Origin of the sequence: Roseateles aquatilis (assembly GCF_002205645.1) — a bacterium.
GTDB classification, from domain to species: Bacteria; Pseudomonadota; Gammaproteobacteria; order Burkholderiales; family Burkholderiaceae_C; genus Roseateles; species Roseateles aquatilis.
Map to the genome: position 1 here is coordinate 435,927 of NZ_NIOF01000002.1, position 18,984 is coordinate 454,910.

Consider the following 18,984-nt stretch of genomic DNA (forward strand, 5'->3'; position numbering starts at 1 on the left):
GGGGGCGCCGGGGATTACGCGGGGACCTCGGGCCGCAGGCGCAGCCGGAGGTCGCCGCCCAGGGGCCGGCTGTCGACGATCCGGTAGCGCGGCGCCTGCGTCAGGGCGGTCAGCGCCCCGAGATCCACCATGCCGCGCCCCTCGCCGATCAGCATCGGCGCGAGGTAGATCAACAGTTCATCGACCACTCCGCTGCGCAGCAGGGAACCGTTGAGCTTGTAGCCGGCCTCGATGTGCAACTCGTTGACCCCGCGCTGGCCCAGATCGCGGATCGCGGCGGCGAGGTCCACCTTGCCGCGCGGCTCGGCGACCGAGACCAGCTCCGCGCCGCGGTCGGCGAGCACCCGTCCGCGTTCGCCCGGCTCCGGCAGCGCGTGATAGACCAGCAGGCGCCCGGGCGGAACAAGCAACTTGGCCTCGGGCGAGATCTCCAGGCGCGAATCGATCAGCACCCGCCGCGGCTGCAGGAGGGTCTCGACCTCACGCACATCCATGCGCGGGTCGTCCTCGCGGGCGGTGCCGATGCCGGTCAGCACGGCGCCGGCGCGGCGGCGCCAGGCATGGCCGTCGCGTCGCGCGTCGGGGCCGGTGATCCACTGGCTGACGCCGTTGGACAGCGCCGTGCGGCCATCCAGTGACGCGGCGATCTTCATGCGCACGAACGGTCGCCCCCGCTGCATGCGGGAGAGGAAGCCGATGTTGAGTTCCCGTGCGTCGACGGCGAGCGGATGCTCGACCGGCAGCACGTCGGCGGCGATGCCGGCGGCACGCAGGCGCGCCAGTCCCTGGCCGGCCACCAGCGGATTGGGATCGCCGAGCGCGACGACGACGCGCCCGGCTCCCGCGGCCGTCAGCGCATCGCAGCAGGGCGGCGTGCGGCCGTGGTGCGCGCAGGGCTCCAGCGTGACGTAGACGGTGGCGCCGCGCACGTCATGGCCGCGCGCCTGCGCGTCGCGCAGCGCCATGACTTCGGCGTGAGCCTGTCCCGCGGCCTGCGTGTGCCCCTGGCCGAGCACCTGGCCCCGGCCGTCGACGATGACGCAGCCCACGCGCGGGTTGGGATCGCTCAGGCCGATGGCCTGCTCCGCGAGCGCCAGCGCCCGGGCCATCCAGCCTTCGTCCGCCAGTGTGATCGTGGCGTGCGCCGGCGTGGCGGACGACCCCGGAGAAGACCCGGAAGAAGGGTGAGACGACAACTCGGAAGACAGGTCGGAGGACGGCCTCTGGCCGGGAGGGGACGCTTGCATGGGGCGCAGTCTAGCCGGCCCCTCCGGCCCCAGAAGGAGCAGGGCCGGCAGCGACGGATCGAACGTCGGGATGAGACTGTCCAGCGACATCGCCCGCCGTTGGCCCCCGCGGTCGATCCAGGCCACCTGCAGGTGGACCGGCCGGAACGGGACCGGATCGGGGTCGACGGCGCTGGTCATCGGGGGGCTTGTCGGCGCTTGCGCCGTGGACCCCGTGGGCGACCGCGACCCACGGTCACCCCGATCGAATCCCAGCGCGGCATCCGGTTCGGCCGCGTCGCCCTCCAACTCGTACGCGGCGCCAGGCCCCTCCCATCGAAGCGACAGCGGGGATGCTGCCGCCTTCCATCGCCAGCGTTCCATCTCGTTGCGAGCGAGCCGCAGCGCATGGTCCTGCTGACGCGCCGAGTCCGCCGCGAGCCGCATGCGGAACTGCAGGGTCAACAAACCGGCCGTGCCGATGGCGACGATCGCCAAGGCCAGCAGGGCCTCGATCAGGACGATGCCCGCGAGCGGGGACCGCGCGGCGCTGGTGTGAATCCTGGGGCGCATTCGGTCCTCCGACCTCAACGGGTGGGTGTCCAGCCGCCGGGCACTGGCAGAAAGCTGCCCATCCGACGGCTGATTCCGCGCAGGAGCGCTGGGTCATGGATCAACTCGACGGATCGGCCCCGGTCCAGGATGCCGTCCGTGACGATGGCCCCGCGAATCGATGCGGGCGCGCCCGCCGGGGGGTGCCAACTGACGCCATCGCGGGCGTAGAGCACGCCCAGGAGTGGGGTGGACACCGCCAGGTCCAGTCGTCCGTCGACGATCAGCACCAGCGGCGAGCCGTCGACCGCTTCGACCGGCAGGTCGGACAGACGAGCATCCCCGTCGATCCACAGCAGCCTGCGTCCCCGGGCCAGCGCGGTGGCCAGCGCCTGCCGGCAATCGGAAGTGCAGCGGAGCCGAGTGATGGCCGGCTGGCTGCGATAGCGCGCGGGGGGATAACCGAAGGTCCGCATGAATGCACCGGGGCCCTCGACGAGCGCCGTCGGAGGCGGTAGTCGCAAGGCGCTCAGCAGCGCCAGGTGCTGCGACACCTCCGCGACGCCGATGGGGCCGTCGTCGCCGCGGTCGCAATCGGGCGCGCGATCGCTGCAGCCGCGCACGAGCAGTCGCAACTGACCCGGAGTGGCGGTGTCGGTAAGTCGAACGGTGAAGAGGGGTTGAGCCTGCGCTGGTGCGGCTGACGGGTCCACCGCGGGGCCGGGCAGGGCGCCCGGCTGGCAACGACAGGCCCATCGCAGGGCGCCGGTGTTGGCGCAGGCCGCTTGCCATGTGGAGGATGCCTCGGCCGTGCCACCCCCGGTGCCGGGCGAGCCTTCCGGCGCGCTCGTCGCGGCGCTCGTCCCGCCAGTCGTCAGGACGCGGTAGTGGCCGTCCTGCGCGACCTGGAGAAAGCGGTTCCGGAAATCCATGGCCGCGGAGCCTGGGCGGTCCGCGCGACCCGCGGTGCTGGTGTTCGTGCGGGCGTCGACGTTCGCGTCGGCGGCATCGTTCGACGTGGTCGATGAACCGGCCTCGGGAACGCTCCCCGCTGGACCGAATGCCGGACGGCACTGGTCGTCTATGCGCCCTGTGTTCAGCATGGCCAGGGCCCAGGCGAGGCCTGACTCGGCCGCTTCGGCGGCCATCGCGGCGCGCAGATCGTTGGCGGCCACGCGTTGCGCGGTCGACAGCTGTCTCGCGGCCCAGGCCGCGCCTAAAGCCAGGATCGCGAGCAGGATCGCGCACATCGCCAGGGTGCCGAGGCCCCGTTCATGTCGTCGGCTCATGAGCAGCTCCCCGAGAGTGAATCGTTGCGGATGCGGGTCTGCGCCTCGATGCGATGTTTGACGCGCGCGTCGTGGACGGCCTCCGCCTCGATGACGAAACGGACCTGCAGTGATCGCAGGAAGGGTCCGCACTCGCTCGCGAGACAGGGCGTGGGGCACAGGTCGCCGAGCGCGTGGTCGATCGAACCGAGCCAGGCTTGGAACCCGACGATGCGCAGCACGGCGGGGTCGGTGAGCGGCTGATGGCGGCCGGCGATGAGCTGGTCCAGGCGCCCTTGCGCGAATCGGAAGCCGGAGGTCTCCCGGACGTCAGTCGCGGGATCGATCGAAGCGCCGCTGCCGCTCCCCTTGTTGCTGCCGCCGTTCACTGCGACGTCGCCTCGCGCGAAGCTGTAGGTGATGCGGCGGCCGGCGTCGTCGACAGTGATATCGGCCGGAGGATTCGAGTCCCGCGCAGGCCTGTCTTCCCGCCACACCGCGTCTTGTGGTCGGTCCCGGAAACCTGCGCGGCGCAAGTCGTGCAGCATCAGCTCGGCGGTCGCGCGGAGATCCTGCTGCACCTGCAGTTCCAGCATCAGCCGATGGTGCTCCCCGAGCTGGAGGCCGGCCGTCGCGAGCGCTCCGGCGATGATCGCGAGGCTGATCGCCACGCCCACCAGCACCTCCACCAGCGTGAAGCCGGACGATGTTCTTCGCCTGGAGTCATGGGGCCGGCGGCTTGCCGCCATCGATCGAAGAGGGCGGCGAAGGCCGAGGCCGCGGCGGATGCGAAGGCAGGCTGACATCGGGATCTCCGCGCTCATTGCGGCCAGCAGGCGTCCACCCGCTCCGCGCCGTGATCGTCGAATCCGGTCGCGCGCACGCTGCCGTTCTCCAGGCTCAGCATCAGGACCCGGCAAGTCCGGTCGCCCGTCTGGGCGCCTGTCGCGTGGGCTTCCATCGCATAGCGCGTCCTGTCGGCCTGCACGATGCGCAGTTGGTAGAGGCCGTTGCGACTCGTCGCGGCATGCCCCAGTTCCTCCAGGCGTTGCGCGTAGCGAGGCGCTTGCGAGCGGAAGCGCTCCTGGGCCAGTTGCAGCATCTGGAGCGCCTCGCGGGCTTCGGCGCGACGCGACCTCAGCACCTGGTCTCGAAAGCCCGGCAGTGCGAGCGTCGCGAGGACCGCAATGATCGCGAGCACGACGACCAGTTCGATCAGCGAGAAGCCCCGGCGCGGCTGAGCGGGCATGTTCATGCGCACCTCGGCAGCCGGCTCATCGCGCCGTCAGGCGTGCAACTGCGTACGCGTCCGGTGATGCCGATCACATGGCGCACCACGCCGATGCCCTCGACCTGGACATCGATCGTCCCCGCGACCGACACCGTTCCTTGGCGTCCGCTGAACAGCATCGAGGGCACGTTGGACCTCACCGTCGCGTGACCGGGACGCAGATGCCATCGCATCTGCCGGATCGGCCGGGCGCTGTCCTCGCAGACCGGGGGGGTGTCCATGCGGCAGGCGCAGGCGCCGACGGGGCCGGTGTGGAGCACGTAGCAGCTGCCGGCGGCGTCCTCGCCGAACCGGATGATCACGTTGCGCGCGCCTTGCAGCGCCTCGCTGCGGGCCAACTGGAGATCGCCGAGCACCGCCTGGGCGGCGTTGGACAGCCGCACGCGCCACAGCCAGTCGCGCAGGTCAGGGCCGGCGAGCATGGCGACCAGCGCGACGAGCGCGATGCCGACGAATGCCTCGATCAGGCTGAAGCCGCGGGCGGGCCGGCGGCGAGCGGCAAGGTATGGGAAGCAGGGCACGGAACATCTCCCGGGAGGACTGCACCATCCGCCGCACGGACGCATGAACGGTCATGCGGGGCGCGGCAGGTCATGAGCAGGACTCTAGGGAGACGGACGCTGACACGCGTCGCCTTCAAGGGGGAAAACGAAGGCCCGCCGATGGGGGCGGGCCTTGGGGAAACTGTGCGCATGGGCGCACAAGGGGCGCGCGCCGAGGCGCGGTCCGGATCAGATGTCGCGGATCAACTGGCGGAACTCGTCCACGTCCTCGAAGCTGCGATAGACCGAGGCGAAACGGACGTAGGCGACCTTGTCGATGCGCTTGAGCTCGCGCATCACGTGCTCGCCCAGCTTGGTCGACGGGATCTCGCGCACGCCGCTGGTGAGCAGCTTCTCCTGGATGCGCTCCAGTGCGGCGTCGATCTGCTCGATGCTGACGGGACGCTTGCGCAGCGCCAGCGACATCGAGGCGCGCAGCTTGCCCACGTCCAGGTCAGCGCGGGTGCCGTCCTTCTTCACCACCATGGGCAGGGCGATCTCGGCCCGCTCGTAGGTGGTGAAGCGCTTGTCGCAGGACTGGCAGCGGCGGCGGCGGCGGACGACGTCACCCTCGTCCGACTCGCGGGTCTCCGACACCTGCGTGTCGCCATGACCGCAGAACGGGCAACGCATGCGCCGCGCCCTTCGCTCAGCGGTAGACCGGGAACTGACGCGTCAGCTCGGCCACCTTGTCGCGCACGCGGGCCAGGTTGGCCTCGTCATGCGGGTTGTCCAGCACGTCGGCGATCAGGTGGGCGGTGGCGCGCACCTGCTCCTCCTTGAAGCCGCGCGTGGTCATCGCGGGCGTGCCCAGGCGGATGCCGCTGGTGACCATCGGCTTCTGCGGGTCGTTCGGGATGCCGTTCTTGTTGCAGGTCATGTGGGCGGCGCCCAGGATGGCCTCGGCTTCCTTGCCGGTCAGGTTCTTCGGGCGCAGGTCCACCAGCATCACGTGGCTTTCGGTGCGGCCGGACACGATGCGCAGGCCGCGCTCGATCAGCGTCTCGGCCAGGACCTTGGCGTTGGCCACGACCTGCTGCTGGTACGCCTTGAACTCCGGCGACAGTGCTTCCTTGAAGGCCACGGCCTTGCCGGCGATGACGTGCATCAGCGGGCCGCCCTGGATGCCGGGGAAGATGGCCGAGTTGATCTTCTTGGCGATCGCCTCGTCGTTGGTCAGGATGATGCCGCCACGCGGGCCGCGCAGGCTCTTGTGCGTCGTGGAGGTCACCACGTCGGCGTGCGGCAGCGGGTTCGGGTAGGCGCCCGCGGCGATCAGGCCGGCGTAGTGGGCCATGTCGACCATGAAGTAGGCGCCGATCTCCTTGGCGATCTTGCCAAAGCGCTCGAAGTCGATGCGCAGCGCGTAGGCCGAGGCGCCCGCGATGATCAGCTTGGGCTTCTTCTCGCGCGCCAGCGCTTCCATCGCGTCGTAGTCGATCTCTTCCTTGTCGTTCAGGCCGTAGGAGATCACGTTGAACCACTTGCCGCTCATGTTCAACGCCATGCCGTGGGTCAGGTGGCCGCCTTCGGCCAGGCTCATGCCCATGATGGTGTCGCCGGGCTGCAGCAGCGCGAAGAACACGCCCTGATTGGCTTGCGAGCCGCTGTTGGCCTGCACGTTGGCGAACTCGGCGCCGTAGAGCTGCTTGAGGCGGTCGATCGCCAACTGCTCGACGATGTCCACGTACTCGCAGCCGCCGTAGTAGCGCTTGCCAGGATAGCCCTCGGCGTACTTGTTGGTGAGCTGGCTGCCTTGCGCCTCCATGACAGCGGGGGAGGTGTAGTTCTCCGAGGCGATCAGCTCGATGTGGTCTTCCTGGCGCCGGTTCTCCTGCTGGATGGCGGCGAAGATCTCGGCGTCGACGTTGGCGAGGGTTTGTTGGGTGCGGTCAAACATGATGATGTCGGCTCAAGGGTTGGCGCCACCCGCCCGGCTTCGGGTCAGCGGACGGGCGCGGGCGCAGTCCGGTGCTGAAGACGGAACGACGGCGGCCCAGGCGAACGGCACGGACAACCGGAGAACGTCTCCGGCCGCTCGCGCTTCCCGGTGGTGACCCACCTCGGGCGACGCCAGCCCCGTGCGGATCACGAGGAAGGGCGCCCTGATCGCCAGTTGCGCGAAGCGTGCAGTGTAGCCGCACCGCCGAGGGGCACGAACGCTCGCCGGGGGAATCCTGGACCGACGCCTTCACCAATGAAAAACGGGCTCCGTTCACATCGGAGCCCGTCGATCGCGGCGCCGGAGTGCGCCACGGGGAATCTGCCGCTCAGTGCATCACCGTCATCGCGACCTGCTCGCCGGTGGGCACCGGCGCGGACGCCGGCTCGCGGATCGGGCGCGGGGCCGACGGACTGATCGTGCGGCCTTGCGCGACCGCCTTCAGCAGCTCCTGCTCCGCCAGCACGCGGCCCGCGTAGCCGGTGTCGTCCGGCAGGTTGGCGGCGCCGACGTAACGGCGCAGGCCTTCCTCCAGGGTGCCGGCGCGCTGGATGCATTCCTTGAGCACCTGGACGCCGACGCGCAGATTGGTGATCGGGTCGAAGGCGGCGAGGTTGCCGCCGAAGGCCTCGTACTTGTCGTCGTGGACGCGCGTCATGACCTGCATCAGGCCCTGGGCACCGACGGCGCTCTGGGCGAACGGGTTGAACCCGGACTCGATCGCCATGATGGACAGGATCAGCGTCGGGTCGACGCGGGCACGCTGGCCCACGTCCCAGGCTTCCTTGACCAGGCGGCTGACCGGCTCGGGCGCGACCTTGTAGCGGCGCGCCAGGTAGTTGGCGACGGCCGCCTGCTGGCGCGTCAGTTCCTTCGGGTCGACCGCGGTGGCGCGGTTGATGGCCTCGGGTTCCGCCATCAGCGCGAGTACGTCGCCGGAGGCTTCGACGCGGGCCTCGTGGCGGGCGTTGAGCCAGCCCAGCACCTGGTTTTCCAGTTGCTGGCGCAGATCGGCCTGGCTGGCGAAGACCAGTCCGACGGCGACGACGGCGAAGCCCAGCAGGGCGAGCGTGTTGTGGCTGACGACCAGGAGGCCCTGGCCGATGTCCTTGATGAAGAGCACCAGGGCCGATTGCGCCTGGCGAGGAAGGGATAACCAATGAGAACGCGCTGTCATGCGACTCCTTTCTCCGACATCCCGACCCGTCGATCGCTCGAGTCTCCTCGGCGGCGGCGGTGCGGGGCATGGCGATAATGGGCCGGATCGGGCATCGGTGCCGACGGCTCGGAGGGCTCTCTGAGGGCTCCGGGCGGGCGTCGCGACCAGACGGGCGATCCAGCGGCCATTTGGCAGCGGACCGGTTTCGCCGTCCCACGGGCGAAGACCGGGATAACCCTGGGGTCAGGGCAGGGCGCGATTCTATGGATCAAAAATAACCCGTCAACCTGATAGGGCTTGTTCCTAACTACTTTAAGTTATGAAGTACCGAGATTTGCGTGATTTTGTGGGCGCTCTAGAGCAAATGGGGGAGCTGCGCCGGGTGGTCGACCCGGTGTCGCCGGTGCTCGAAATGACCGCTCTGAGCGACCTGGTTCTGAGGGCGGAAGGCCCGGCGCTGTTGTTCGAACGGCCGACCGGCCATCGCGTGCCGGTGCTGGCCAACCTGTTCGGAACGCCGCGCCGCGTCGCGCTCGGCATGGGGGCCGAGTCGACCACCCAATTGAGGGAGGTCGGTCAGCTGCTGGCCAGCCTGAAAGAGCCGGAACCGCCGCGCGGCCTGCGCGATGTCGGAAAGCTGGCGCAGATGGCCAAGGCGCTGTGGGACATGAAGCCGTCGCTGGTGAAGCGGCCGCTCTGCCAGCAGCAGGTGGTCGAGGGGCCGGACGTCGACCTGAAGCGGCTGCCCATCCAGACCTGCTGGCCGGGCGACATCGGCCCGCTGCTGACCTGGGGGCTGGTGGTGACGCGAGGGCCGCAGGGCATTCCGAATCCGCGGCAACGGCAGAACCTCGGGATCTATAGACAGCAGTTGATCGGCCGCAACCAGCTGATCATGCGCTGGCTGGCGCATCGCGGCGGCGCCCTCGATTTCCGCGACTTCGCCATCGCGAATCCAGGACAGCCGTTCCCGATCGCCGTGGCGCTGGGCGCCGACCCGGCGACCACGCTGGGGGCGGTGACGCCGGTGCCGGATTCATTGTCGGAGTACCAGTTCGCCGGCCTGCTGCGCGGCTCGCGGACCGAGGTGGCGGACACCGCCGTCGGCGAGGCCGGGCGCATGCTGCAGGTGCCGGCCACGTCCGAGATCGTTCTGGAAGGCCACATCCCGCCCGCGCCGGCCGGCTTCACCGGCCGCAGCGAGGACGGCATCCCGCTGAAGGAGAAGGGCGGCTACCTGCACGCGCTGGAGGGCCCGTACGGCGACCACACCGGTTACTACAACGAGCAGGACTGGTTCCCCGTCTTCGAGGTCAACCGCATCACGCAGCGCGACGACGCGATCTATCACTCGACCTACACCGGCAAGCCGCCGGACGAGCCGGCGGTGCTGGGCGTCGCGCTGAACGAGGTCTTCGTTCCCATCCTGCAGAAGCAGTTTCCCGAGATCGTCGACTTCTATCTGCCGCCCGAGGGCTGCAGCTATCGGATGGCGGTCATCTCGATCAAGAAAGCCTACCCGGGCCATGCCAAGCGGCTGATGTTCGGGCTCTGGAGCTTCCTGCGCCAGTTCATGTACACGAAGTTCATCGTGGTCGTGGACGAAGACGTCGACATCCGCAGCTGGCAGGACGTCATCTGGGCGATCACGACGCGGATGGATCCGGTGCGGGACACGACGCTGGTCGAGGGCACGCCCATCGACTACCTGGATTTCGCGTCCCCGGTCAGCGGCCTGGGCGGGAAGATGGGGCTGGACGCGACCAACAAGTGGCCGGGGGAGACCTCGCGCGAATGGGGCCGCGTCATCGAGATGCCGGCCGAGCAGAAAGCCCGGGCGGCGGATTTATATAGGCGTTTGTTCGGGGGCTGATTTCCCTGCTTCCCGAGCATCGGTGCTTGAAAGCATGGGGTCGTCTGCCTAAGGTTGTCTGGCCTTTTCAGGCATATCCTCTGGCGCAGTCTCTGCGCGCCAGGAGCCCCGTGGCACATCGCCGCGGAGCCCCAAAGGCGGCTGGTCCGCCCCCCCCTCCCATGTCCGGCGCACCCGGCGCGGGAGGGGTTTCTATTTGGAGGACGGGGGTGTCATGTCGCCCCTTTCCTCAATGATTGGCCACCAGTCCCAGCCACTCGTAGCCGAGGTAGCGCGCCCGGGCGATGCCCTCCTGCGACGGCAGCAGGTCGCGCCACTCGAAGCCCGGCAGCGGCAGGCCCATCGGCGCGGCCACCAGTTCCACATCGGCGGGCAATGCGTCGCGGAAGGCGCGCATCGCGCGGCGCATGTGGACGTCGTGGGTCACCAGCACGACGCGCTTGATCGGCTTGCCGCGCAGCAGCTCGGCGGTGTATTCGGCGTTTTCGCGGGTGTCGGTGGCGCGGTCCTCGCGCCAGGTCAGCGTGAAGCCGAACTCCTGCGCCGCGGTGCGGTCCGCCAGCGCGGCCTCGGTCATCAGGCCGGGCCGGGCGACGCGCGGCTGGCCGCCGGTGAAAAGCATCGGGATCGCCGTCTGGCGCGACAGCCAGATCCCGTAGCGCAGCCGCTCGATGGAGATCGGCTTCAGCTGCGGGGTGCCGTACTCGGGCAGCAACCGGGCGCCGCCGCCCAGCACGACGATGACGCTCTGCGAGGGCGGCAGGTCCTTCAGCTGCGCGATCCGCACTGCCTGCTGCGGGCCCAGCAACCGGTCCTGCAGCCACAGCGCACCGAGCTCGGTGCTGCCCACCCACACGGCGAGCAGCCCGGCCAGGAACAGCGCGCGGGACAGCCACTGGCGGCGATGGCGCAGCCACCAGCCCAGCAACAGCAGCGGGAAGGCGCCGGTCGGCGGCAGTAGAAAAGCCGCGACGGCGTGTGTCAGATCGTTCATCGAGTGCCAGGTGTTGAGGCCCGCCAGCATAATCACCTTCGTTGACGACTAGGCTGGCTTCACACGTGCTGTTCTCCGCTCTTCCCGTCTGGCCTCGCCGCATCGCGCGCGGAGTGCTGGCGTTGGTCCTGTTCCTGCTCGCGATCCTGCTGGTCGCGTGGGTGGCGCTGCCGATGTGGATCGAGCGCGCCGGGGTGCGGATCGCCACGGAGCAACTGGGACGCACCGTGACGCTGGGCGCCGCGCGCTTCCAGCCCTGGCGGCTGGCGTTGACGCTCGAAGACCTCAGGATCGCGGGCCCGGCCGCGGACGCGCCGCCGCTGCTGGCGGTGCGGCGCATCGAGACGGCGCTGTCGCCGCGCTCGTTGTGGCACCTGGCGCCGGTGCTGTCGGAGCTCAAGGTCGACGCGCCGCAGGTGCGCGTCGCGTTGCTGGCCGACGGCAAGACTGACCTGGACGACATCGTCGCGCGCCTGGCCGCCAAGCCGACCCCTCAACCCCAGGCCGACGAGGGGCCCGCCGAGGCCGCGCTCTACAACATCGAGCTGACCGAAGGTGAGTTCCGCCTGGACGACCGGTCGGCCGGCATGGTCCACCAATTGAAGGCGCTGCACCTGGGCATCCCGTTCCTGTCGACGTTGGACGCTGACGTGGAGGTGCATGTGCAGCCGCGCCTGGCGGGGCAGCTCAACGGGGTCGGGTTCCAGAGCGAGGGCCAGGCCCAGCCGTTCGCCGAAACGCGCAGCGCCAGCCTGACGGTGAAGCTGGAGGCGCTGGACCTGTCGGCCTATCGCGCCTACTGGCCGCGCGAGCTGCCGATGCGGTTGGCCAAGGGACTGGTCGACACGCAACTGACCGTCGACTTCCGGCAGCCGCCCAAGCAGGCGCCGGAAGTGAAGGTCAGCGGGCGGGCCGCCGTCCGCCAGTTGTCGCTGCAACGGCATGACGGCGATGGCTGGGAGGACTGGTTGCGCTGGCAGGCGCTGACGGTGGATCTGGCGGATGTGCAGCCGCTGAAGCGGCAATTGCTGCTGGGCGCCGTGACCTTGCAGCAGCCGGAGCTGCTGATGGGGCGGGACGCGCGAGGGCAGTTGTGGCTGCCGGTCGCCGCCGCTCCTGCGCCCGCGGTGCCCGCGGCGCGTCCGGCGGCCGTGCCAGCGAGGGCGCCGGCGTCCGCGGTCGCCGCTGGCAAATCCAAGGCTGGCGCGCCCGCGCCGTGGCATGTCGGCGTCCAGCGGCTCGCGTTGAGCGATGGTCGCGTCGGCTGGACCGACGAGACCCTGCGCCCGACCGCCCAATGGCGCGTCGATGGCCTGACCATCACTGGCACCGGCCTGAGCTGGCCGCTCGCCGCGAAGGCCGCGCCCATCGACATCGCCGCGCGGCTGGCGCCGGAGGGCGCCAAGGAGGCTGCCACGCTGTCCGGCAAGGGGCAGGTGGGGGCGGCCGGGGTGTCGCTGGACTGGGCGCTGAAGGACCTGGCGCTGCAGGGTTTCGCGCCCTACCTGAAGGCCGTCACGCCGCTGGCCGTGCAGGGCATCGTGTCGACGCAGGGTGCCGTGAGCGCCGGGCCGAACGGCGAGGATCCGAAGCTGTCGCTGCGCGCCTTCAGCCTGGACGGGCTGTTGGCGGTGGAGGGGCGCAAGCAGGTGCTGGCCATGAAGCAACTGAGCCTGGATCAGGCGGAAGTCGCGTTGGACAGTCGCAAGCTGACGGTCGGCCGACTGGCGCTGGTGGCGCCGCAGGCACAACTGGGGCGGGACAAGGCCGGCCGTTGGAGCTGGGATGCCTGGCTGCCGGCGTCCACGGTGTCCGCCAAGGGGCCGGCCAGCGCGGTCGCGTCACGTCCCCGCGCGCACGCCAGAACGGGTGACCGGTTGACGTTGTCGCCGCCCGAGCGCGAGGCCGCCCCAGCCATGTCGACGACGAAGGACGCTGCCGGCGCGCCATGGACCGCGCAGATCGGCGAGGTCGCCGTCGAAGGCGGGCAGGCGACGCTGCTGGACCTGGCCACGCACGTGCTGGCGGACGAACCCGCGCGGCCGATCGGCGTGCAGGAACTGGCCGTCAAGGTGTCCGGCATCGACTGGGACGGCCGCCAGCTTCGCAAGCCGCTGCCGGTCCAGGTGAGCGCGACCATGCGCCGACCCGATGCCACGCGGCGTGGCGCGCGCGACATCCCGAAGCTGCGCTGGGATGGCCAGCTCGCGCTGGCGCCGCTGAAGGTGACGGGGCGCCTCAACGCGGAGCACCTGCCGCTGCAGTGGATCGACCCCTATCTGGATCCTTCCATCGGCATCCACCTGCAGCGCGCCGACGGCACGGTGCGCGCGGGCCTCGCCTTCACCGAGACGCCCAAAGGCCCCGCGGTGCGCGCCACCGGCGAGCTGCTGATCTCCGACCTGCGGCTGCGCCAGGCGCGGCTGCAGAACGGCCAGCGCCGCTCCGCCGAGGACCTGCTGAGCTGGCAGGGGCTGAAGCTGGCCGGCGTGCAGATGAAGCTGGACCCGGGCGGCACGCCGGACGTGAGCATTCAGCAGGCGGTGCTGGACGAGTTCTATGCCCGCCTGATCGTCAACGAGCAAGGCCGGCTGAATCTGCGAGACCTGCGCCAGACGGACGAGGGCCAGGCGGTGGCCGCGGTGGCGGGCACGCCGGCCGCGTCGGCCCCGGTGGCCGCGACGATCGCGCAGGCGACCGCCGCGCCGCCGCCGACCGCGGCCTCCGCCGTCGCCGCGGCAGCGCCCGGCGCCGAGCCGCCGCTGCGCCTGAGCATCGGCGAGACCCGCGTCAACGGCGGCCGCGTCGACTTCAACGATCGTTTCATCAAGCCCAACTACAGCGCCAACCTGAGCGAGCTGACGGGCACGCTGGGCGCGTTCTCGGCCGGGTCGGCGGAGATGGCCGCGCTGCAGCTGAAGGGCCGCGTCGAGGGCACCGGGTTGCTGGACGTCAGCGGCAAGCTCAATCCCAGCGGCGCGCCGCTGGCGCTGGACATCACCGCCAGCGCGACCGACATCGAGCTGGCGCCGCTGTCGCCGTATGCCGGCAAGTACGCCGGCTACGCGATCGAGCGCGGCAAGCTGTCGACGCGCGTGCATTACCAGATCGAGCCGGGCGGCCGGCTGCAGGCGGACAACAAGATCGTGCTGAACCAGCTGAGCTTCGGCGAGCGCATCGACAGCCCGACGGCGACCAAGCTCCCGGTGCGGCTGGCGGTGGCGCTGCTGAAGGACAGCAACGGCGTCATCGACGTGAACCTGCCGGTCAGCGGCTCCATCAACGATCCGGAGTTCAGCATCGGCGGGCTGGTGGTGAAGCTGATCATCAACCTGCTGACCAAGGCCTTGACCGCGCCGTTCTCGCTGCTGTCCGGCGGCGGCGGGGCGGAGATGAGCCAGCTCGAGTTCCAGCCCGGCACGGCCGCGCTGCAGCCGGAGGCGGCCCAGAAGCTGGCGCCGCTGACCAAGGTGCTGGCGGAGCGTCCGGCGCTGCAACTGACCATCACCGGCTGGGTCGATCCCGAGGCCGAGCGCCAGGCCGCCCAGGCGGCGCGGCTCGAAGAGGCGCTGGTCACCGAGCGGCGGCGCGAGCTGCGCCGGTCGCAACTGGCGCAGTCCGTGAGCACGCCGGCCACCGCGGCGTCGGGCGCCGCCGACGCGCCGCCGGCGCCGGTCGTGCTCGACGAGGCGACGCGGGCGCGGCTGCTGAAGGTCGTCTACGACAACGCCAAGCTGCCCAACAAGCCCCGCAACTTCATCGGGTTGGCGAAGGACCTGCCGGCGGCGCAGATGCGCGAGCTGCTGATGAGCAGCTACGCCGTGACCGACGAGCAACTGCGGGAACTCGCGCTGCAACGCGCGGTCGCGGTACGGGATGCGCTGATCGAGCGTGGCGTGCCGAACGCGCGGCTGTTCCTCTCCTCGCCGAAGCTGCACGCCAAGGGCGACGACCGTGCCGACGCGAAGGACAAGCCCTGGCAGCCGCGCGTGGACTTGGCGCTGAGCGCACAGTGAACGACGGCGCCGGCCCTATGCTGGCCGACCTTGATCGGCGGCCGAGCGCCCCGATGTGTCGGGGCCATCGGCCCCCTCCGCAGGACCTCACCAGGACATCGCCATGACGACCCCACTCCATCCCCCCGCGCTCGGCCCGAACGACGACCTGATCACCCTCGGCGGCGGTTGCTTCTGGTGTACCGAGGCCGTGTTCCTGCGCGTCAAGGGCGTGCTGTCCGTCGAGTCCGGCTACACCAACGGCCAGGTATCGAATCCAACCTACGAGCAGGTGTGCTCGGGCAATACCGGCCATGCCGAGGTCGTGCGCGTGCGCTTCGATCCCCAGGTGGTGAGCCTGACGGACTTGCTGCAGGTGTTCTTCACCATCCACGATCCGACGACGCTGAACCGCCAGGGCGCCGACGTCGGCACGCAGTACCGCTCGGGCATCTACTACCGGCGCCCCGAGCAACTCGCCGAGATCCGGCAGGTGATGGACGACGCTCAGCGCGCCCACGGCGGCAAGGTCGTCACCGAGCTCCAGCCGGAGCAGAACTACTGGCCCGCCGAGGCGTATCACCAGGACTACTTCGCCCATCATCCGGAGCAGGGGTACTGCGCCTTCGTCGTCGCGCCCAAGGTGGACAAGTTCCTGATGAAGTTCAAGGAGCTGGTGAAGGACGAGGCGTCGACCTGATGGCGGCGCCGTCCTCGATCGGACTGATCGCGCTGTCGGACCTGCGGATGCGCTACGGCGCCACCGAGCTCGCGTTTCCCGACTTCGTGCTGCCCCAGGGGGGGCATTTGCTGCTGCGCGGCGCGTCGGGCAGCGGCAAGAGCACGCTGCTGGCGCTGATGGCCGGCTTGCTGACGCCGTCCGGTGGGCGCCTGACGATGGGCGGCCAGGAGGTCGCCGCGCTCGCGCCCGCCGCGCGGGACGCCTGGCGTGGCGCCTATCTCGGCTTCGTGCCGCAGCGGCTGCATCTGAGCCCGTCGCTGTCCGTGCGGGACAACCTGTCCCTGCCCTACGTGGCGGCGGGGCTGGCACCGGACCTGGGCCGCATCGAGGCGGTGCTGGGCGAGCTGGGCGTGGCCGCGTTGCTGGATCGCCGGCCGCATCAACTGAGCCAGGGGCAGGCGCAACGGGTCGCGCTGGCGCGGGCGCTGCTGCGATCGCCGCGTTTCGTGCTGGCCGACGAGCCGACCGCCAACCTTGACGACGACGCCTGCGCGGCGACGCTCGCGCTGCTGCGTCAGGCCGCCGATCGGCACGGTCTGTGTCTGGTCATCGCATCGCATGACGCGCGCATCGAGAGCGCCTGGACCGGCTGGCCGGCGCTGCATCGGCTGCGCCTGGCGTCGTCGGCCGCGTCGCCCGGCGCCGCACCGATGGCGCGGTCGGGCCAGAACGCCACGCCGCAATCGATCCAGCCGCCGATCCAGGCACCCAGCCAGCCGCCGATCCCCCCGTCCGCATGAGCCGCTCCCCGTTGAACCTGCCGCGCCTGGCGTGGCGATACCTGTGGGCGCGGCCGATGCTGACCGCGCTCAACCTGATGCTGCTGAGCCTGGGCCTGGCGGCGATCGGCTTCGTCGTGCTGGTCAGTGAGCAACTGGAGCACGGCGTCAAGCGCGATCTGGCCGGCATCGACCTGGTCGTCGGTGCGAAGGGCAGCCCGATGCAGATCCTGCTGGCCGGGGTGTTCCATCTGGACCAGTCGACCGGCAACATCCCGCTCGCCACGGTGCGGCAACTGCGCCAGCAGCCGCTGGTCGCCGAGGCGGTGCCGATCTCGCTCGGCGACAGCTTCCGGGGGTTTCGCATCGTCGGCACGACTGCCGGTTATCTGTCGCTGTACGAGCTCAAGCTCGCGCAGGGGCAGGGCTGGACCGTGCCGATGCAGGCCGTGATCGGTGCCGAGGTGGCGCGACGGTCTGGCCTGAAGCCCGGCGACCGCTTCCACGGCACCCACGGCCTGGCCTCGGGCGGGGACGAGCACGAGGGGGCCTACGAAGTCACCGGCGTGCTCGCGCCCACAGGCGGCGTGGCCGACCGGCTGGTGCTGACCGATCTGGCCTCGGTCTGGGAGGCGCATGCGGCGCATGGTCACGCGGCCCGGACGACGGGCCAGGATCCGGGGCAAGCTGCCGCGGGCGGCGACCCCGCGGCGCGGGGGGCGACCGACGCCCATGACGCCCATGACGCCGATGGCACCCGTGACGGCCATGACGGCCACGGCTCCCATGAAGCGCATGATGCCCGCGGCGCCATCGGCGCTCAGCGCCCGGCCCGACCTCGCGACGGCGACCCAGCCCAGGCCCAGGCCCAGGCCCAGGCCGAAGCCGCGCTCGAGGTCAGCATGGTCCTGGTCCGTTACCGGAGCCCGCTCGGCGCCGTGATGCTGCCGCGCTGGGTCAACGCGCAGCCCGGTCTGCAGGCGTCGGTGCCGGCGCTGGAAACCGCGCGGCTGCTGAGCATGCTCGGCGTGGGCGTCGAGGTGCTGCGCGGCTTCGGCCTGGTGCTGCTGTTGGCGGCGGCGCTGTCGGTGCTGGTCGCGTTGCTGCACGCGGTGCGCGAGCGCCAGGGCGATCTGGCCATGCTGCGAATGCTCGGCGCGACGCCCGCGCGCGTGGCCGGGCTGATCGCGCTCGAGGCGCTGATGCTCGCGGCCCTGGCGACGTTGCTGGCGCTGGGCCTGGCGCATGCGTTGACGGCGGGGTTGGGCGCGATGCTCGCGGCGCAGCAGTCGGTGCAGGTGTCGGGCCTGTGGTGGTCGGCATGGGAGGCGCTGGTGCCCGCGTTGGCGCTGGGCCTGGCGTTGATCGCCGCCGCGTGGCCGGCCTGGCGCGGCTATCGACTCGACGTCACCGAGCTGCTGCAGACGCCACGCTGAACCTGCCCGGCGGCACGCCCGCTCGAATGAGCGGGCCGGGGTGGCCCGCCTGGGCGCCTCACGACCCATGACGAGCGCGTTTGCAATATTTGGGAGGCACAATGTCGCCCTTCACGCCTTCTTCACCCATGCGTAGCCTTCCTTTCACCGCTTCCACGGCTTCTTCGCGCCCCGGCCAGCCGGCCGGGCTGCGCGCCGCGGCGCTGGCGCTCCTGCTGGCGCTGGGTTGCGGCGCCGTGCAGGCGCAGGCGGGCGCCGCGGTGCCGATGGGCTCCGGCCCCGGTTATCACGACCCGCGCAGCCCGTTCAAGCCGTTGCAGGACATCGAGGGTGTCGTCAGCTGGAAGCTGCTGTCGTCGGTGACGGTGAAGGCGGACAAGAGCAAGGTCATCCCGACGTTTCCGTCGGGGGTGCTCGCGTTGGACAAGCGCACGGTGAAGGTCCAGGGATTCATGATGCCGCTGGAGCCGGGCGACAAGCAGAGCCACTTCCTGCTGTCGTCGGTGCCCACCAGTTGCTCGTTCTGCGTGCCCGCCGGCCCCGAGGGCCTGGTGGAGGTGCGCAGCAAGTCGCCGGTGCGCTACACGTTGGACGTGGTGACCGTCGAGGGCCAGTTGGCGGTGCTGAACGACGATCCCTACGGCATGTTCTATCGCGTCACGCAGGCCGTCCCGGCCACGGTGACGACGCGCTGATCCGCAGCCATGCGCGTCCCGGCCGCCCCCTCGCACCGCCGCCAGCATCGCTGGTGGATCTGGCTGTGCCTGGTCGGCCTGCTGGGTTTCCAGTCCATGGGGCTGGTACACCGGGCGATGCACGGTGGCCGGATCGTGGAGCCGGCCCGCTTGGCGCTGCTGACCGCGCAGACCGCCGCCCAGACAACGGCAAGGGCTGCTGGGCGGGAGGCCTCGATCGAGAGCCCGGCTGAGGTCATTCCCCAGCGTTTCGGCCACGCCGCGGGCGGCCTCGACTGCCAATTGCTCGACCAGCTCAGCCACGCGCTGGGCCCGACCGTCCAGGCGCTCGCCTGGACCGCGCTGCTGCCGGACTTCCCGGTCAGCACGCCGCAGCCCCACAGCGCGCCGCTCGCGCAGGTGTGGCGCAAGAGCGCCCGCGGCCCTCCGCTGGCCTGAACCCTTCCATCGATTCCTCTCCCATCGGCCCGCCTCGGCGCGGCCGACCCGCGCGCGTCGGCGCCATCGGCATTGACATGACTTCGACATGACGTCGCTGTCGTCGGCGTTG

At 70.6% G+C, this 18,984-nt stretch carries 16 protein-coding genes and 1 riboswitch; of the genes, 7 read left to right on the forward strand and 9 right to left on the reverse strand.

The features are described 5' to 3' along the window. Positions 1 to 14: 14 nt before the first annotated feature. The 8 genes from ribD to CDN99_RS07430 form a co-directional block, all read right to left on the reverse strand. Positions 15 to 1,799, reverse strand: coding sequence for a bifunctional diaminohydroxyphosphoribosylaminopyrimidine deaminase/5-amino-6-(5-phosphoribosylamino)uracil reductase RibD (gene ribD, locus CDN99_RS29605; protein ID WP_310732467.1), 1,785 nt, complete (start codon positions 1,797 to 1,799; stop codon positions 15 to 17). 14 nt (positions 1,800 to 1,813) lie between these two features. After that, entirely contained in the window at positions 1,814 to 3,067 is a 1,254-nt protein-coding gene (locus CDN99_RS07400; protein WP_088384117.1) for a hypothetical protein, read from the reverse strand. Further along, positions 3,064 to 3,870 carry a PilW family protein gene (locus CDN99_RS07405; protein ID WP_088384119.1) on the reverse strand — a complete coding sequence of 269 codons (807 nt, stop codon included), beginning with the start codon at positions 3,868 to 3,870 and terminating at the stop codon, positions 3,064 to 3,066. Before CDN99_RS07405 ends, CDN99_RS07400 begins: the two co-directional genes overlap by 4 nt. Then, on the reverse strand, positions 3,867 to 4,301 hold the full coding sequence (locus tag CDN99_RS07410) for a type IV pilin protein (protein WP_088384121.1): 435 nt from the start codon (positions 4,299 to 4,301) through the stop codon (positions 3,867 to 3,869). Before CDN99_RS07410 ends, CDN99_RS07405 begins: the two co-directional genes overlap by 4 nt. Then, positions 4,298 to 4,858: a GspH/FimT family pseudopilin gene (locus CDN99_RS07415; protein ID WP_088384123.1), complete on the reverse strand. Its 561-nt coding sequence runs from the start codon at positions 4,856 to 4,858 to the stop codon at positions 4,298 to 4,300. Before CDN99_RS07415 ends, CDN99_RS07410 begins: the two co-directional genes overlap by 4 nt. A gap of 210 nt (positions 4,859 to 5,068) precedes the next feature. Next, on the reverse strand, positions 5,069 to 5,512 hold the full coding sequence (gene nrdR / locus CDN99_RS07420; RefSeq protein WP_088384125.1) for a transcriptional regulator NrdR: 444 nt from the start codon (positions 5,510 to 5,512) through the stop codon (positions 5,069 to 5,071). A 16-nt stretch (positions 5,513 to 5,528) separates the two neighbouring features. Next, positions 5,529 to 6,779 carry a serine hydroxymethyltransferase gene (gene glyA / locus CDN99_RS07425; RefSeq protein ID WP_088384127.1) on the reverse strand — a complete coding sequence of 417 codons (1,251 nt, stop codon included), beginning with the start codon at positions 6,777 to 6,779 and terminating at the stop codon, positions 5,529 to 5,531. Positions 6,780 to 6,866: 87 nt separating this feature from the next. Next, a riboswitch (ZMP/ZTP riboswitch) is annotated at positions 6,867 to 7,009 on the reverse strand. Between the two features lie 140 nt (positions 7,010 to 7,149). Beyond that, positions 7,150 to 7,998: a lytic transglycosylase domain-containing protein gene (locus CDN99_RS07430; RefSeq protein ID WP_088384129.1), complete on the reverse strand. Its 849-nt coding sequence runs from the start codon at positions 7,996 to 7,998 to the stop codon at positions 7,150 to 7,152. A 301-nt stretch (positions 7,999 to 8,299) separates the two neighbouring features. Here CDN99_RS07430 and CDN99_RS07435 point away from each other — a divergent pair, with 301 nt between their 5' ends. Continuing rightward, positions 8,300 to 9,853 carry a UbiD family decarboxylase gene (locus CDN99_RS07435; protein ID WP_088384131.1) on the forward strand — a complete coding sequence of 518 codons (1,554 nt, stop codon included), beginning with the start codon at positions 8,300 to 8,302 and terminating at the stop codon, positions 9,851 to 9,853. Between the two features lie 229 nt (positions 9,854 to 10,082). On the opposite strand, the gene CDN99_RS07440 is transcribed toward CDN99_RS07435, so the two are convergent. Next, entirely contained in the window at positions 10,083 to 10,877 is a 795-nt protein-coding gene (locus CDN99_RS07440) for a YdcF family protein (protein ID WP_088384133.1), read from the reverse strand. A 35-nt stretch (positions 10,878 to 10,912) separates the two neighbouring features. On the opposite strand from CDN99_RS07440, the gene CDN99_RS07445 reads away from it, so the two are divergent. The 6 genes from CDN99_RS07445 to CDN99_RS07470 all read left to right on the forward strand — a co-directional run bounded on the left by CDN99_RS07445 (position 10,913) and on the right by CDN99_RS07470 (position 18,872). Continuing rightward, complete coding sequence (locus CDN99_RS07445) at positions 10,913 to 14,863, forward strand: DUF748 domain-containing protein (protein ID WP_141100687.1); 3,951 nt, start codon at positions 10,913 to 10,915, stop codon at positions 14,861 to 14,863. 103 nt (positions 14,864 to 14,966) lie between these two features. Next, positions 14,967 to 15,542: a peptide-methionine (S)-S-oxide reductase MsrA gene (msrA, locus tag CDN99_RS07450; protein ID WP_088384137.1), complete on the forward strand. Its 576-nt coding sequence runs from the start codon at positions 14,967 to 14,969 to the stop codon at positions 15,540 to 15,542. Beyond that, complete coding sequence (locus CDN99_RS07455; protein WP_238139410.1) at positions 15,542 to 16,324, forward strand: ABC transporter ATP-binding protein; 783 nt, start codon at positions 15,542 to 15,544, stop codon at positions 16,322 to 16,324. The genes msrA and CDN99_RS07455 overlap by 1 nt, the downstream gene beginning before the upstream one ends. Further along, entirely contained in the window at positions 16,321 to 17,739 is a 1,419-nt protein-coding gene (locus CDN99_RS07460; RefSeq protein WP_088384139.1) for an ABC transporter permease, read from the forward strand. The genes CDN99_RS07455 and CDN99_RS07460 overlap by 4 nt, the downstream gene beginning before the upstream one ends. 128 nt (positions 17,740 to 17,867) lie before the next feature. Continuing rightward, positions 17,868 to 18,434: a DUF3299 domain-containing protein gene (locus CDN99_RS07465; protein ID WP_141100688.1), complete on the forward strand. Its 567-nt coding sequence runs from the start codon at positions 17,868 to 17,870 to the stop codon at positions 18,432 to 18,434. A gap of 9 nt (positions 18,435 to 18,443) precedes the next feature. Then, positions 18,444 to 18,872, forward strand: coding sequence for a hypothetical protein (locus CDN99_RS07470; RefSeq protein WP_088384141.1), 429 nt, complete (start codon positions 18,444 to 18,446; stop codon positions 18,870 to 18,872). The last annotated feature ends 112 nt before the right edge of the window (positions 18,873 to 18,984 follow it).

Bases quoted from the DNA above. Each gene is read 5' to 3' on its own strand.
- msrA (WP_088384137.1), top strand. From the start codon at position 14,967: ATGACGACCCCACTCCATCCCCCCGCGCTCGGCCCGAACGACGACCTG.
- CDN99_RS07410 (WP_088384121.1), bottom strand. From the start codon at position 4,301: ATGAACATGCCCGCTCAGCCGCGCCGGGGCTTCTCGCTGATCGAACTG.
- CDN99_RS07405 (WP_088384119.1), bottom strand. From the start codon at position 3,870: ATGAGCGCGGAGATCCCGATGTCAGCCTGCCTTCGCATCCGCCGCGGC.
- CDN99_RS07455 (WP_238139410.1), top strand. From the start codon at position 15,542: ATGGCGGCGCCGTCCTCGATCGGACTGATCGCGCTGTCGGACCTGCGG.
- CDN99_RS07400 (WP_088384117.1), bottom strand. From the start codon at position 3,067: ATGAGCCGACGACATGAACGGGGCCTCGGCACCCTGGCGATGTGCGCG.
- nrdR (WP_088384125.1), bottom strand. From the start codon at position 5,512: ATGCGTTGCCCGTTCTGCGGTCATGGCGACACGCAGGTGTCGGAGACC.
- CDN99_RS07470 (WP_088384141.1), top strand. From the start codon at position 18,444: ATGCGCGTCCCGGCCGCCCCCTCGCACCGCCGCCAGCATCGCTGGTGG.
- ribD (WP_310732467.1), bottom strand. From the start codon at position 1,799: ATGCGCCCCAGGATTCACACCAGCGCCGCGCGGTCCCCGCTCGCGGGC.
- CDN99_RS07430 (WP_088384129.1), bottom strand. From the start codon at position 7,998: ATGACAGCGCGTTCTCATTGGTTATCCCTTCCTCGCCAGGCGCAATCG.
- CDN99_RS07460 (WP_088384139.1), top strand. From the start codon at position 16,321: ATGAGCCGCTCCCCGTTGAACCTGCCGCGCCTGGCGTGGCGATACCTG.
- glyA (WP_088384127.1), bottom strand. From the start codon at position 6,779: ATGTTTGACCGCACCCAACAAACCCTCGCCAACGTCGACGCCGAGATC.
- CDN99_RS07465 (WP_141100688.1), top strand. From the start codon at position 17,868: ATGCGTAGCCTTCCTTTCACCGCTTCCACGGCTTCTTCGCGCCCCGGC.
- CDN99_RS07435 (WP_088384131.1), top strand. From the start codon at position 8,300: ATGAAGTACCGAGATTTGCGTGATTTTGTGGGCGCTCTAGAGCAAATG.
- CDN99_RS07440 (WP_088384133.1), bottom strand. From the start codon at position 10,877: ATGCTGGCGGGCCTCAACACCTGGCACTCGATGAACGATCTGACACAC.